The sequence below is a fragment of the Streptomyces sp. NPDC086023 genome, assembly GCF_044540325.1.
GTDB lineage: Bacteria > Actinomycetota > Actinomycetes > Streptomycetales > Streptomycetaceae > Streptomyces.
Genome location: NZ_JBITRX010000033.1, coordinates 40,801 through 54,932 on the forward strand (window position 1 = coordinate 40,801; position 14,132 = coordinate 54,932).

Below are 14,132 nucleotides of genomic sequence, written 5' to 3' on the forward strand. Positions count from 1 at the left end.
GGAAAGGGCCCACCGGGGGTGCGTTCCTTCCATCGTTTGTTTGTCAATCAATACCGGGGTCATTCCCATTCGGTTCCGTGCATTCGGAGCATGTTTCCGTGTCGTGCCGCCGACCGTCGCCCCACGGCTCCGCCGACCCGTCCGTGGCCAGCCAGGCGACATGAAGACACCAGGTCAGCCAGCGTTCTGCCCCGTCGCCCTGGTCACGGCTCCCGCCTGACTCCGACACATGCTGAGCCCTGCGACGGGCGAGCTTCTTACTCATCACCGATCACCCACCCCAGCGCCCGCAAACCCTCCGGCGTCAGTCCCAGAGCCTTCGTCAGATGCCGGAACTCCATGAGCTGGGTACTGGATGCCCGACCCTCAAGGGTCGCGGACCAATGGACGACGACAGCGGCCACGATTCCCGCCGTGGCATCGTCCCATTGCGAAGCCTGCGGCGTCTCCCACAATTCAACCCAATAGGCCCGTTCATGCTCGGACCATTCTCGCCCCTTCGGAATATCTGGAACGGGTAGGCCGTGGTCGATCGGCAGGACCGTAATCCTCTGGGCCTCTCGGTATCGGGAATGGGGTGAGATCGGGTTACGGGGCTTGGGCACGGTGGTGTCCTCCGGTTCTGGTCACGGGGAGTGGATGGCCGGCGCCGCGGAGCGTGAACGGAACGGGGCCCCTGCCTGTGCTGGCAGGGGCCCCGGACGGCTCGGGCGATCAGGCAGCGGTGGGCCACTCGACGGTGGCCTTGACGATTCCCTTGGTGGGCTTGGACTCATCAAAGGTCTGGTCCGACTTCTTCGTATCCAGCTCGGGGTACCGCACGATCTTGCCGCCGTACAGGTGGAGGGTGTCGATGTAGTCGGCCCGGTACTTCTCCGACTGGCCCTCACGGAAGCCGGAGAACTGGGAAGCGTAGGTGGCGAACTCCTTGTGTCCGGCCACGATGTCGACGCCGGTCGGCATGGCCGTGGTGCTCAGGATCGTGAAGCCCGCCAGACGCGCCACAACACCGTTCGCCGTCACGCCGCCCTCACCGTAGGCCGCAGCGTTGGCGACGGCCGGGTGTTCCACGAGGTAGCGCTTCACGCGAGGCGAGACGACCACGTACCGGCCTGCCGGGATGTCGTTGTCGTCCAGGGCCAGCATCATGTCCAGGATCGTGCTGTAGAGGCTCTGAGGGATGTTCCCTGCGCCCGGCTTGACGTTCGGGAGAGCCGTGGCGGCCTTGGCGATGACGCCGCCCATGAACGTGTCGGCCTCCCGGGCAAGGGCCCGGATCATCTGCTGGTTGATCGGGGAACTTAGGCCGCCTGCAACCTGGACACGCTCCGCGTCCTCAATGAGGACCTGGAGGTAACGCGCCTCAGTAATCGGAAGCTTCTGATCCACGGTCTCCGGCCGCTGGGCCGTCATGCCATCGGGAAGCTTGTACTCGCCAACGGTCGGCCGCAGAAGCGAGTTGATGTGGACGACATCGCCCTTCTTCCGGATCTCACCCTCGTACTTATTGTTGGAGACGACCGGAGAAGCCCAAACAAGCAGCGGGTCAAACTGGGTCAGTAGGTCGGCATCCCAGATTTCCGGGACGAACGAGTGACTGGCGGCAGACTGGTAAGCAAAGGTCATATAGGTACTCCTAGTTAGCGCTGACGGACGTCAAGGGAAATGCGGCGGGCAGGGGGCGGACCGTTGCGGTTGTAGCCAGCTCCAGCAAGAGGAGCGAACTTCGATTCCTGGGCCGCAGCCAGCGGAGCCAGAGCCTGGCCAATGGCCTCGGTCGATGGATTCCCGTCCTCACCAAGCAGCTTGGAAGCATCCAGATAGTCAGTGAAACCGTCACCGAGCTTGATACCTGCCTGGGCGGCCTGAACCCTGAGTTCAGCCTTAACGAGCTTGATGGCGTACTCACGCTGCACCTCGGCCCGAACGGTCTCGGAACCGTCGGCCGGCACCTGGGCTGGAGAATGGGAATCAGTCTGTGGGTCGCTCATAGGCGACACCTCCTCAGAAACTAATCAAGTGGAAAGAAGTAAGGGCCGCTCTCAAGGCGGCCCCTAACCTCACAACAGGACAACGTAAGAGACAGACGGGCCCCTACCCCCACACAATCAACTTCACGGGGTAAGGGTCCGCCCTCCGGTTGTCCGCTGTGATCTCACAGGCAGGTATCCGCAGAGCCGCATTCGAGCATGGTTGATGCTCAGGACTTCGAACGGGCCCGGACTCTCGTCCGCGTCAGAGGACCGCCGCCCAGCGGTCATGACTCCAAGGGGAAAGCTCCCCTCACCTATAAGAAAAAACGGACGCATCCAGGACATGGGATGCGCACACATTTTTCAACCGCCCATCGTGAACGGCTCCAGGGGCCTGACCGGGCCGCGCGTACACGTCACCTCGGACGCCCACCAGGGCCGAGCGGAGCCGATCACCGTCAGGCGCCGGGGCGAGGTCCGCCCCGTTTCCGGGCCGACCTTCGGTTCCCTCGTGTCGGCAAACCACAGGGCGACCGCGCGGCGGTCCTCACGGGTCGAATAGGCGATGTCCGGATGAACACGCTTCTCAGCCTCCTGCCGGGTGTCGTACTTTTCCGGCGGGCTCTGAAACCGTAGGACCTCCTCGACGTAGGCCCCGGCACGCCATGCGATATCCAGGGCGTCGGCGCTCTCTGTCCGCCTCTTCGGCGGCAGTCCCTTTCGCTTGCGTTCCCGAGACATGGCGCGACCCTGGTTCTCCCGATTCTGCTTGCACTCAGGGTGGTTCGGATTCGTCGCCGGGTTCCTCCCTGGACCCCATGGGCGTTCGTACGTGTAGGGCTCGCGGCAGGTAGCGCACACAAGGTCAACGAGCTTCACAGCGACTGCGGTCAACTACCACTCCAGGCAAAGAAAAAGCCCCCGGTTGCCTCGGGGGCGTCGTTGGTCATGCCGTTCAGTTCTGCCGGTCTAGCCAGTTCTCTAGATCGGCCGGACGGCATCGGAGGGCCTGTCCGACCTTTCGGAAAGGGATCTTGCGTTGCCGCCAATTCGAGTAGACCCAGGATTCGGGTACCGCCAGGTACTCCGCCACATCGTCAACGGTCATCAGCTTCCGGGTGTCCAACTGGTCACCACCGCCCGGCGAGCCGCAGAGAATCGAGATGTGCCCCGACCGCGTCAGAGATCATCCGAAGCCCCTCGGGGGTGAGTTCGCCTGCATCCAATGCCGCATGGATGCCGACCTGGTGGGCCCGCATGACTTCCCGGGGAAGGTCCTCATTGAGCTTGCAGAAATCGATCTTCATGGCGTGTGCTCCCTTGTCGGCCGGTGGTCGGTGTTTCCGTCCGTTGCTGCCCGGCTGCTCTCCATTAACAACACATCCGAACCTCTTGCGGCAAGTTCGGAACCTGTGGCGTACGCCACCCTTCCGAACAGGTTGCGCCGTGTTCGGGTGCTGCTAGGGTCGATCTTGTGAACACATCAACACCACACGAAGCAGGCCAGGAGTGGCAGCGCGACGGGACAGAGATCGTATGGACGAGGTTCTACGGTCCTTGGCGGGTCGATGCCCGCTGTCCCGTCGCCGCCCCGTTCAACGGCCCCTCAGAGCTGACCATTCGCCTCGCGGTGGGCGGCAGTCTCCAAGAGACCGAGGAGGGCATGGATGAAGCCCTGGAGACGGATGGCATCCCCGCCAGCCTCCTCCGCCAGATCCCGCTAGCGGAGATCAAGGCCGGAGCCCGCGCGGCACTCGCCAAGCAGGAAGACCGGGCCATGAACGAGCCCTACCCCGTCCCGGCGCGCTGCCGCACGGAAGAGGACTACACCCTCCTCGTTGCGGAGCTGGCCCGGATGCGCGCCACGGGCACCACCGCGCCCCAGGGCGAGCTGGCCGGCCGTCTGGGGATCGGCAAGGCCACCATGTCCGAGCGCATCAAACGATCTAAAGGACTCGGACTCTGGGACGGGCAACGGCTCACCGACAAGGCGACAGCCCTCCTTACCCAGTGGTGGCGCGAGCGGGAAGGCAACTGAGCCACGTGGCGAAGCGCGGTAACGGGCTCGGGGGGACTCCTGTGGAGATCCCGCGCAAGGGCCGACCGAACACCTGGGGCGTCCGTACGCCCCTCCACTTCAACAAGGCGAGCGGGAAGCAGGAGCGCTACTGGATAGGCCGGGAGTACAAGACCAAGACCGAGGCGGAGAAGGCGCTACGGCAGTGGCACAGCGACCACGACGCGGGCAAGATCGCTGCCCGCTCAGACATGAAGCTGGGCGACTGGCTCGATAAGTGGCTGAGCAACCACAGGAAGGAGGGGACGACCGTGGCCGGGTACGAGACAAAGATCCGTCTGCACATCAAGCCGCACATCGGCGCAGTGAAGCTGTGCGAGGTCACGGACGACACCCTTGACGACCTGTACCGGCTGCTGGAGACCGTCCCGTGCTCGACGAACAAGGGCAAGCCCCTGGGCGCCAAGAGCGTCCGGCACGTCCACAACATCCTGTCGGGTGCCCTCGGGGCGGCAGTGCCCAAGCTGATACCCGCCAACCCGGCGGCCACGGCGCACCCGCCTACCGCCCGAGAGATACGGAAGCAGGAACGCGACTTCCCCACCGTGGACGACGGCCAGACAGCCCGCTTCCTGGGCTCGGTGTGGGAGCCGTGCGGTAATCGGGTCTGTGACGGCGGCCTGACCCATCACTGTCTTCGGGACGCTCCGCTGTGGACCGTCTACGCCGCGACTGGTGTCCGGCGCAGCGAGGCACTGGGTATGAAGTGGTCTCTCATCCACTGGGACGAGGGGTCGATCGAACTGGGCTGGGTGGTAGTCGAAGAAGGAAACGCCTACCGGCTTCGGAAGCTGACCAAGGACGGTGACGCCAACGCTCGGATCTACGTAGATCAGTCCGTGATGAACGTCCTCAAGTGGCAGAAGCAGCGCCAGGACGAGGAGCGGAAACGACTAGGGACCGCGTGGGTTGATCATGACCTGGTGTTCGCCCGGGACGGCTTCAAGCTCTACCGAGGGGAGGCAGGTGGGCCCCAGGACCCTGAGAAGGTTTCGGCACGCTGGCGCACCCTCCGGACGCGCCTGCACCTGCCGGAGGACTTCCGGATTCACGACTGGAGGCACAGCAAGGTCACGAACGATCTGGAGGCCGGGGAGAACCCCGTAGAGGTCTCAGCAAACGTCCGGCACCACTCGCCGGGCTACACGATGGCCCGGTACGGGCACTCACGTAAGGACGGAGCGCGGAAGCTCGCCGCCTCTGGAGCGGGCCGGATCGGTCTGTCATCCCTGGTCTGACCTGGGAATCTCTGGGCTGTTGGTCACGTGGTTGGTCACGCCACAGCCTAGAAAAGCAAAAAACCCCACGTGAAGTGGGGTCTTAGCTGGTGTCCGAGGGGGGACTTGAACCCCCACGCCCGATAAAGGGCACTAGCACCTCAAGCTAGCGCGTCTGCCATTCCGCCACCCGGACAAGGTGTCTGTCTCGCGTCCCTTCCGGGCCGCTCCGACGAAGAGAACATTACCAGGGATTCGGAGTGCTCCGATCGCACCCCCGCGCGCCCCCTCCGCCCCGGCCCCGGCCGCGCTCCCGGCGGGTCCGGCCGGGTCCGCCCTTGGGCAGCGGCGGCCGGGGCGAGAGGATGAGGGGGATCACCGGCACCGAGTGTGGGAGGAAGCAGCGTGAGCGAGTCGAGCACCGGCAGGACCGTCTCCGGCGAGGACGAGGTCGTCGACCTCTGCCGCGAACTGATCCGGATCGACACCAGCAACTACGGCGACCACTCCGGGCCGGGCGAACGCAAGGCCGCCGAGTACGTGGCGGAGAAGCTCGCCGAGGTCGGCCTGGAGCCGCAGATCTTCGAGTCCCACCAGGGACGCGCCTCCACCGTCGCCCGGATCGCGGGCGAGGACCCCTCCAAGCCCGCCCTGCTCATCCACGGCCACACCGACGTGGTCCCGGCCAACGCGGCCGACTGGACCCACCACCCCTTCTCGGGCGAGGTCGCCGACGGCTGCGTGTGGGGCCGCGGGGCCGTCGACATGAAGGACATGGACGCGATGACCCTCGCGGTCGTCCGCGACCGCCTGCGCACCGGCCGCAAGCCCCCGCGGGACATCGTGCTGGCCTTCCTGGCCGACGAGGAGGCCGGCGGCACCTACGGCGCCCGCCACCTGGTCGACAAGCACCCCGACCTCTTCGAGGGCGTCACCGAGGCCATCGGCGAGGTGGGCGGCTTCTCCTTCACGGTCAACGAGAACCTGCGCCTCTACCTGGTCGAGACGGCGCAGAAGGGCATGCACTGGATGCGCCTCACCGTCGAGGGCACCGCGGGCCACGGCTCGATGACCAACAACGACAACGCCATCACCGAGCTGTGCGAGGCCGTCGGCCGCCTGGGCCGCCACCAGTGGCCGGTGCGGGTCACCAAGACCGTGCGGTCCTTCCTGGACGAGCTCTCCGACGCCCTGGGCACCCCCCTCGACCCCGAGGACATGGACGGCACCCTGGCCAAGCTCGGCGGCATCGCCAAGATGGTCGGCGCGACCCTGCGGAACTCCGCCGCCCCCACGATGCTCGGCGCCGGCTACAAGGTGAACGTCATCCCCGGCCAGGCCACCGCCCACGTCGACGGCCGCTTCCTGCCCGGGTACGAGCAGGAGTTCCTGGCCGACCTCGACCGGATCCTCGGCCCGAAGGTCAGGCGGGAGGACGTGCACGGCGACAAGGCACTGGAGACCGACTTCGACGGCCGTCTGGTCGACGCCATGCAGACCGCCCTCAAGGCCGAGGACCCGATCGCCCGCGCCGTGCCGTACATGCTCTCCGGCGGTACAGACGCCAAGTCCTTCGACGACCTCGGCATCCGCTGCTTCGGCTTCGCGCCGCTCCAGCTGCCGCCCGAGCTGGACTTCGCCGGCATGTTCCACGGGGTCGACGAGCGCGTCCCGGTCGACGGCCTGAAGTTCGGCGTGCGCGTGCTCGACCGATTCATCGACAACTGCTGAACGATCGCCAAGGTGTTCGCACACCACGCGGAAGAGTGAATGCGACCATAAGCTCGTAGCCCTGGTTGGTCCTCCTCGTTGTTGGTGGTGCGGTCCGCGGCTGGGACCGCATTGCCTACTAGGAGGAATGATGATCAAGAAGGTTGTCGCTGCCGCGGCTGCCACCGGTGGCCTGGTTCTCGCGGGTGCGGGCCTCGCCGTCGCCGACGCCGGCGCCCAGGGTGCCGCTGTCGGTTCGCCCGGTGTGCTCTCCGGCAACGTCGTCCAGGTGCCGGTCCACGTGCCGGTCAACGTGTGCGGCAACACGGTCAACGTGATCGGCCTGCTGAACCCGGCCTTCGGCAACACCTGCGTCAACGCCTGACGTCGAAGTCTCACCCTTCCAAGGGTCTGAGCCCGGGCCCCGGAACGCACCTCCCGCGTTCCGGGGCCGCGGGCCATCCAGCACTTCGGCGTCCGGGCAGGGGAGCACGTACGCCGATCCGGAACGCACAAGCAGGGAACGAGCAGCAATGCGACAGGTCACCAGGAAGACTCTCTTCACCATGGCGGCCGCGGGCGGTGCCCTCGCTCTGGGTGGGGGCTACGCACACGCGGATTCCGGTGCCGTGGGGGGCACTTCGAATTCCCCGGGCGTACTGTCCGGGAACACCATCCAGGCGCCGGTGCACGCACCCGTGAACGCCTGCGGCAACACCGTCTCCGTCATCGGTCTGCTGAACCCGGCCGCGGGCAACCGCTGCGCCAACACGGGCGGCGGCCACGGGGACGACGGCGGGTACGGCGGATCGGGCGACCACGCCGGCGGCGGGTCCGGCTCCGGCGCGCACGGCGACGCCCACGGCTCGCCGGGCGTGGGCTCGGGCAACCTGATCCAGGCCCCGCTCCGGCTCCCGGTCAACGCCTGCGGGAACACGGCCGACGTGGTCGGTCTGCTGAACCCCGCACTGGGAAACGATTGCGCCAATCTTCCGGGCCCCGGCACTCCGGGCCATCCGGGCACTCCCGGTCATCCCGGACACCCCGGACACCCTGGCACTCCGGGCCACCCGGGCACCCCCGGCACGCCGGGCCACCCCGGTAACCCGGGCACGCCGGGGACTCCCGGCACCCCCGGAAACCCGGGTACGCCGGGCCACCCCGGTACGCCCGGGACCCCCGGCACTCCGGGCCACCCCGGCACCCCGGGCACGCCCGGGACCCCCGGCGGACCCGGCACCCCGGCCCAGCCCGGCCCCGGCAAGAACCACACGGGGAAGCCCGGCACCCCGGGCACGGCGAAGCCCGGCACCGGCCGCATCGGCACCGGTGTCCACGGCATGCGCGGCTCCGAGCTCGCCCACACCGGCGCGGGAGCCCTCGGCGCGGGCCTGCCGCTTGCCGGCGGCATGCTCCTCGCCGGGACCGTGCTCTACCGCCGCACCCGCCGCGACGGCGCCGCCGGCTAGCCGGCGCCCGTCACCCGGATCCGGGCCACCCCGGTCTCACCAGGTGGCCCGGACCTGGCGGATGATCCGGCGGCGCAGCCGCACCCGGCGGCTGCCGTCCCGGTGCAGGCTCAACCGGTCCAGCTCCCAGTTCCCGTACTCGGCGTGGTCGGTCAGCAGACGGGTCGCCTCCTTACGGCTCACACCGCGCGGCACGTACACGTCGACGAATTCGTATTCCGGCATCGCATCTATTGTGCGGGCACGGGCCTCGTACGGATAGCGTCTGCACTATGTCTGATGCCGCTCAGCCCACCGCTGCCGAGGTACGCGCCGCCGCCGAGGCGGTCAAGACCGCGCTGGACCGTCACCTGGCGGCGGTCGAAGGCCGGTCAGGGGACGACGACCCGGCCGTCTACGCCGCCTTCAACGAACTGGCCGCAGCGGCCGAGGAGTACGACGAACTGCTCTACGAGCGGTACGACGAGGTGACCCCCTTCGAGATCCCCGCGGGTGAGGGCCAGGCCCCGTACAGCGGGCCCGCCGAACCCACCTCCTTCAGCGTCCTGATCCGCCGCGACTACCTGGTCGCCGAACCCCAGCGCCTGATCGCCCAGGCCGACCGCGTCGCCGCCCTGCACCACGAGGACGAACCCGGCGACGGAGGAGGCACGGCCGAGGCCCTCGGGGTGCTCTTCGGCGAGTACGAACCCGACGAGATCGCCTCCCGCTACAAGGAGTTCGGCCTCGAAGAGGGCGACTCCACGCTCTGGATCACGGCGGCCGAGGAGGCCCCCGAGCCCGGCGAGTGGTTCAACACCCCCTTCGACCACGCCGATCCGGGCAGCGTGCTGCACCGCATCGACGTCAGCTCGGTCTTCGACGACGAACTCGACGACGGGGAACTGGAACCCCTCGACCGCTGACCGTCCCGACCGCTGACCGTCCCGACCGCTGACCGTCCCGACCGCGGGCCCGCCCGACCGGGGACCCGGCTACCGGACGGCCCCGGCCCCAACCAAAAACGGCGCCCGGCAGCCCTCTCAGGGGCCGCCGGGCGCCGCTCCTGCCGGCAGTACCGGCCGGCTCCGCCACCTCCGGGCGCTTCCATGCCGCCCTTCGGCTCCTGCGCCCTACTCCGCTGTCTGCGCCGCCAGTGCCCGCAGCAGCGCCGTCAGCCGCGTCGTACGGGGTTTCGGCAGTACCTCCGCCACGGCCCGCGGCAGCGCCTGGTCCACCCCGTGCACCACCGACAGGTGACGCTCGGCCCGGCCGAACGCCGTGTACACCCAGTCCCGCGACAGCGCCTCCGCCGCGTCGCCCGGCAGCACCACCACCACGGCCGGCCAACGGCTGCCCACCGCCTGGTGCGCGGTCACCGCCCAGCCGTGCCGCACCGCCTGCTCCACGCGGTCCTTCGGTACGACGACCCGCTCGCCCGCGCAGTCCAGGTGCAGCCCCGCCGCGTCGGCCGAGACCACCCGGCCCGGCACCGCCCGGCCCGGGGCCGGCACGTGCACCACCAGGTCGCCCGGGTCGAAGCCGCCGAACCGGCCGGGGCCGGGGCTCAGCCGCTCCTTCAGCGCCGCGTTCAGCGCCCGGGTGCCCGCCGCGCCGCCGTGCCCGGGGGTGATCACCCGGACCTGGTCGGCGGCCAGGCCGAAGGCGCGCGGCACCGAGTCGGCGACCAGCTGCACCGTGCGGTGCACGGCCTCGCCGGCGTCCCGCACCGGGACGATCACGACCTCCTTGCCGGGGGCCTCGACCTGGTTCAGCTCGCCCACGCCGATGCCGGACACCAGCTCGCCGAGCGGGCCGGGGTCGGGGGTGCGGGAGGCGACCTGCGGGCAGACCCGGGCCGCGATCAGATCCCCGAACACCCGCCCGGCGCCCGCCGGTCCGAGCACCGCGGGATCGCCGCTCAGCACCAGCCGCGCGCCGTCCGGCACCGACTCCACCAGCGCCGCGGCGCGGTCCACGTCCAGCTGGGGGGCGTCCAGCACCACCAGCAGGTCCAGCGCGAGCACGCCCTCCGCGTCCCGGCCGGGGCCCTCCGCGCCGGACAGCAGGCCCGTGACGGTCACCGCGCCGGCCCCCAGGCGGTCCCGCGCGTCGGCCGTGTGCGTGGCCGCGTACGCCCGCAGGCCCAGCGACCGGGCCGCAGCCACCAGCGCGGCCGGCTCCGCCCGGGCGGCCTCGCCGCCGGTGTGGACGACCAGGCCGTGCCCCGCCGCCGCGCGCACCAGCTCGGCCGCGGACGGCGACGGCGCCTGCGCCGCGGCCCCCTCCCAGTCGGCGTCCCCGCCCTTGCCGAACGTGCCGATCAGCCGGAACAGGCCGTCCGCGAGGCTCTCCTCGGCCAGCGTGTGGCTCTCCAGACCGAGCAGGACCCGGACCGGAACCTCCTCGTCCGCGTCCTCCGCGTCCTCCGCCCGCTCCGTGTCCTGCGCCGCCTGCGGTTCGCCGAGGGGCTCCTGGAAGACGATCACCGTGCCCTCGGAGACGGCCAGTTCCACGGCCCGCTCCGGGTCGGGCACCGCGTACTGCCCGAGCGCGGACGCCAGGACGGGCTGCTCCAGGGCGGTGTGCCCCTTGACCGCCGCCTGCTCCAGCAGCCACCCGGTCAGGGCGAGTACGCGTCGCTCGTCCCCGGGACCGCACTCGGGGCCCAGCAGCGCGCGGGCGAAGCCGTCGGCCTGGGCGGGACGTACGGAGGCGACCGCCAGCAGCTGCCAGGGGTCTTCGCGCAGCAGCTCCGCCGCGCCGGTCCCGAGCGCCTCGACGGCGGGCGCGGCCAGGGCCTCCGGGGCGCCGCCGCGGGCCAGCACCTCGCGTACCGCGGCGAGGAGTTCCGGGCCGGCGGCCGGTGCCGGGACGGGGACGGGGGCGCGCGGTGCCGGCGGGGGAGCGGGGGCCGCCCGGCGGGGCGCCGGGGCGGCCTCGTCGAACACGGGCCGGGCGGGCCTGCCGCCGCCCTCCACGGCGCGCACCGCGGCCAGCAGGTCGGCCGCGGTGCCGCTGAGCCCGGCCCCGGCCTCGATGGGCGCCGTGCGCTCGGCCTTGCGCCGCGCGATGCGCTCCCGCTCGACCTTCTGCGCGGCCAGCTCGGCCTCGGCCTCGCTGAGCTGCGGCGCCTCGGCGCCCTCGGAGTCGGTACCGGCGGCTGCGTCCGCGCCGCCCTCGGCCTCCGCGTCCGTGCCGGTCTCGGAACCGATTCCCTCCCGGGCCCCCGTACCCGCCTCCGCAGCGTCGTCCGCGGCGCTCCCCGGGCCGCGGCCGGTGTCCGGGGCGTCCTCCGGGTGCGCGGCATCCGAGGCGCCGGCGGCCTCCGGCGCCGTCGGTGCCCCGGTGTCTTCGGGCTCCCCGGTGTGCGGCGCCTCGGGCGCCCCCGGCTCCGTGCTCACAGCTCGCTCCAGTCCTGGTCGGGATAGCGGTGCACCGGCGCGGACACGTCGTCCAGCGCCAGGCGGATCTCCTCGGGAAGACTAAGGGCCTCCACCGACAGCGCCTCCGTCAGCTGCTGCGCCGTCCGCGCGCCGACCACCGGCGCGGCCACGCCCGGCCGGTCGCGCACCCAGGCCAGCGCCACCTGGAGCGGGGTGACCGCGAGCCCGTTCGCCGCCGTCAGCACCGCGTCCACGATCCGGCTCGCGGTCTCGTCCAGGTACGGCGCGACGAAGGGCGCCAGGTGCTCGGCGTCGCCCCGGGAGCCCACCGGGGCCGCCCCGCCCCGGTACTTGCCCGTCAGCACCCCGCGCCCCAGCGGGGAGGACGGCAGCAGCCCGAGGCCCAGGTCCAGGGCGGCGGGCAGCACCTCGCGTTCGACGCCCCGCTGGAGCAGCGAGTACTCCATCTGCGTGCTCGCCAGCGGGGTGCGCGCGCCCGGCGCCGCCAGCTGCCAGGTCGCGGCCTTCGCCAGCTGCCAGCCCGACAGGTTCGACACGCCGACATAGCGGGCCCGGCCGCTGGCCACCGCCAGGTCCAGCGCCCCGAGGGTCTCCTCCAGCGGGGTGTACGGGTCGAAGGCGTGCAGCTGCCAGAGGTCGACGTGGTCGGTGCCCAGCCGGGCCAGCGAGTCGTCCAGCGCGGCGAGCAGGTGCCCGCGGGAGCCGTCGGAGCGCCGGTCGGGGTCGGGCACGCTGCCGGCCTTGGTGGCGATCACCAGGTCGCGCCGGGGCACGAGGCCCCCGATGAGCTGTCCGAGCAGGTACTCGGCGTCCCCGCCGCCGTACACGTCGGCGGTGTCGACCAGCGTGCCGCCCGCCTCCCAGAAGGTCTTCAACTGGTCGGCGGCGTCGTGCTCGTCGGTGTCCCGCCCCCAGGTGAGCGTGCCGAGTCCGATCCTGGACACCCGCAGGCCGGTGCGGCCGAGTCGCCTCTGCTCCATGAGGGCTGAGACTACTGGGGGCACTGACGGATCGGACCTGCGCGCGCTACAGTCCCGGCACCAGAACGTTACTGATCGGTAAGGGGACAGGTCATGAGGCTCGGCATCAACCTCGGCTACTGGGGTGCGGGCATGGACGCCGACAATCTCGCCGTCGCGCGGGAGGCGGACCGCCTCGGCTACGACGTCTGCTGGGCCGCGGAGGCCTACGGCTCCGACGCGCCGACCGTGCTCTCCTGGGTCGCCGCGCAGACCGAGCGCATCGACGTGGGCTCGGCCATCATGCAGATCCCGGCCCGCCAGCCCGCGATGACGGCGATGACCGCGGCCACCCTCGACTCCCTCTCCGGCGGCCGCTTCCGCCTCGGCCTCGGCGTCTCGGGCCCGCAGGTCTCCGAGGGCTGGTACGGCGTGAAGTTCGACAAGCCGCTGGCCCGCACCCGCGAGTACGTCGAGATCGTCCGCAAGGCGATGACCCGCGAGCGGCTCTCGTACGACGGCGAGCACTGGACGCTGCCGCTGCCCGGCGGCCCCGGCAAGCCGATCAAGCTGACCGTCCACCCGGAGCGCGAGCACATCCCGCTCTACATCGCCGCGATCGGCCCGAAGAACCTGGAGCAGACCGGCGAGATCGCCGACGGCGCCCTGCTGATCTTCCCGGCGGCCGAGCACCTGGAGGCCACCGCGCTCACCCACATCCGGGCCGGCCGCGAGAAGGCCGGGCTGACCATGGAGGGCTTCGACGTGTGCCCGACGGTCCCGCTGGCCGTGGGCCCGGACGTGACCGGGCTGGCCGACATGTTCCGTCCGTACACCGCGCTGTACGTGGGCGGCATGGGCAGCCGGAAGCAGAACTTCTACAACCAGCTCGCGCAGCGCATGGGGTACGAGAAGGAGGCCGCCGAGATCCAGGACAAGTACCTGGGCGGCGACAAGGCGGGCGCGGCCGCGGCCGTACCGCACCAGCTGATCGACTCGACGACCCTGCTCGGTCCGGTGGAGCGGATCGCGGACGGCATGAAGGCGTACGCGGAGGCGGGGGTCACCACGCTGACGCTGGCCCCGGCGGGGTTCACGCTGGACGAGCGGCTCGCCTCGCTGCGGGCCGGCGTCGAGGCGCTGGAGCTGGCGGGCCTGGCCTAGTGATCTGGTTCGGAGATGCGTGAGCAGTAGCGGCAGATGCGGTCGAGGATCTGGTCGGCGGTCTTGGTCCACTTGAAGGGCTGGGCGTCGTCGTTCCAGACCTTGATCCAGGTCTCCAGTGCGGTCTTGAGGTCGTCGAGGGAGCAGAACACTCCGCGTTCGAGGCAGCGTCGTTGC

General features: G+C 70.4%; 15 protein-coding genes, 1 tRNA gene and 1 pseudogene. 7 read left to right on the top strand and 10 right to left on the bottom strand.

The window, feature by feature from the left end; genetic code table 11:
• Positions 1-714: 714 nt before the first annotated feature.
• The 5 genes from ACIF6F_RS35975 to ACIF6F_RS35995 form a co-directional block, all read right to left on the bottom strand.
• Entirely contained in the window at positions 715-1,626 is a 912-nt protein-coding gene (locus ACIF6F_RS35975; RefSeq protein ID WP_399957459.1) for a hypothetical protein, read from the bottom strand.
• A gap of 14 nt (positions 1,627-1,640) precedes the next feature.
• Positions 1,641-1,991 (bottom strand): hypothetical protein, encoded by a 351-nt coding sequence (locus ACIF6F_RS35980; protein ID WP_399957462.1) that lies wholly within the window; start codon positions 1,989-1,991, stop codon positions 1,641-1,643.
• 345 nt (positions 1,992-2,336) lie between these two features.
• On the bottom strand, positions 2,337-2,714 hold the full coding sequence (locus ACIF6F_RS35985; protein ID WP_399957464.1) for a hypothetical protein: 378 nt from the start codon (positions 2,712-2,714) through the stop codon (positions 2,337-2,339).
• Positions 2,715-2,928: 214 nt separating this feature from the next.
• The gene (locus ACIF6F_RS35990) at positions 2,929-3,081 is read right to left on the bottom strand and encodes a helix-turn-helix domain-containing protein (RefSeq protein ID WP_399957467.1); all 153 of its coding nucleotides are present in this window, start codon (positions 3,079-3,081) and stop codon (positions 2,929-2,931) included.
• A 22-nt stretch (positions 3,082-3,103) separates the two neighbouring features.
• On the bottom strand, positions 3,104-3,280 hold the full coding sequence (locus ACIF6F_RS35995; RefSeq protein ID WP_399957470.1) for a hypothetical protein: 177 nt from the start codon (positions 3,278-3,280) through the stop codon (positions 3,104-3,106).
• A gap of 167 nt (positions 3,281-3,447) precedes the next feature.
• Between ACIF6F_RS35995 and ACIF6F_RS36000 the strand changes: the two genes are divergently transcribed.
• Positions 3,448-4,011: a hypothetical protein gene (locus ACIF6F_RS36000; protein WP_399957473.1), complete on the top strand. Its 564-nt coding sequence runs from the start codon at positions 3,448-3,450 to the stop codon at positions 4,009-4,011.
• 41 nt (positions 4,012-4,052) lie between these two features.
• Positions 4,053-5,288 carry a tyrosine-type recombinase/integrase gene (locus ACIF6F_RS36005; protein WP_399957476.1) on the top strand — a complete coding sequence of 412 codons (1,236 nt, stop codon included), beginning with the start codon at positions 4,053-4,055 and terminating at the stop codon, positions 5,286-5,288.
• Between the two features lie 87 nt (positions 5,289-5,375).
• On the opposite strand, the gene ACIF6F_RS36010 is transcribed toward ACIF6F_RS36005, so the two are convergent.
• A tRNA-Leu gene (locus ACIF6F_RS36010) sits at positions 5,376-5,463 on the bottom strand.
• A 209-nt stretch (positions 5,464-5,672) separates the two neighbouring features.
• Between ACIF6F_RS36010 and ACIF6F_RS36015 the strand changes: the two genes are divergently transcribed.
• From ACIF6F_RS36015 to ACIF6F_RS36025, 3 genes are all read left to right on the top strand, one after another.
• A complete protein-coding gene (locus tag ACIF6F_RS36015; protein WP_399957479.1) occupies positions 5,673-6,998 on the top strand; it encodes a M20/M25/M40 family metallo-hydrolase in 1,326 nt (441 codons plus the stop codon).
• Positions 6,999-7,128: 130 nt separating this feature from the next.
• Entirely contained in the window at positions 7,129-7,362 is a 234-nt protein-coding gene (chpH, locus tag ACIF6F_RS36020) for a chaplin ChpH (RefSeq protein ID WP_399957482.1), read from the top strand.
• Between the two features lie 148 nt (positions 7,363-7,510).
• Complete coding sequence (locus tag ACIF6F_RS36025) at positions 7,511-8,446, top strand: chaplin (RefSeq protein WP_399957485.1); 936 nt, start codon at positions 7,511-7,513, stop codon at positions 8,444-8,446.
• Positions 8,447-8,482: 36 nt separating this feature from the next.
• Here the strand turns inward: ACIF6F_RS36025 and ACIF6F_RS36030 are convergent, their stop codons facing one another.
• Positions 8,483-8,671, bottom strand: coding sequence for a DUF5703 family protein (locus ACIF6F_RS36030; RefSeq protein ID WP_399957487.1), 189 nt, complete (start codon positions 8,669-8,671; stop codon positions 8,483-8,485).
• 47 nt (positions 8,672-8,718) lie between these two features.
• Here ACIF6F_RS36030 and ACIF6F_RS36035 point away from each other — a divergent pair, with 47 nt between their 5' ends.
• Entirely contained in the window at positions 8,719-9,351 is a 633-nt protein-coding gene (locus ACIF6F_RS36035) for a hypothetical protein (protein WP_399957490.1), read from the top strand.
• Between the two features lie 207 nt (positions 9,352-9,558).
• Here the strand turns inward: ACIF6F_RS36035 and ACIF6F_RS36040 are convergent, their stop codons facing one another.
• Together ACIF6F_RS36040 and ACIF6F_RS36045 are read right to left on the bottom strand one after the other, a co-directional pair.
• A complete protein-coding gene (locus ACIF6F_RS36040) occupies positions 9,559-11,829 on the bottom strand; it encodes an ATP-binding domain-containing protein (protein ID WP_399957493.1) in 2,271 nt (756 codons plus the stop codon).
• Positions 11,826-12,812: an aldo/keto reductase gene (locus ACIF6F_RS36045; RefSeq protein ID WP_399957496.1), complete on the bottom strand. Its 987-nt coding sequence runs from the start codon at positions 12,810-12,812 to the stop codon at positions 11,826-11,828. Before ACIF6F_RS36045 ends, ACIF6F_RS36040 begins: the two co-directional genes overlap by 4 nt.
• 93 nt (positions 12,813-12,905) lie before the next feature.
• Between ACIF6F_RS36045 and ACIF6F_RS36050 the strand changes: the two genes are divergently transcribed.
• Positions 12,906-13,955: an LLM class F420-dependent oxidoreductase gene (locus ACIF6F_RS36050; RefSeq protein ID WP_399957498.1), complete on the top strand. Its 1,050-nt coding sequence runs from the start codon at positions 12,906-12,908 to the stop codon at positions 13,953-13,955.
• Here the strand turns inward: ACIF6F_RS36050 and ACIF6F_RS36055 are convergent.
• Positions 13,952-14,132 (bottom strand): annotated as a pseudogene (locus ACIF6F_RS36055) (IS630 family transposase); the annotation flags it as partial. The gene ACIF6F_RS36050 and the pseudogene ACIF6F_RS36055 sit on opposite strands and share 4 nt — an antisense overlap.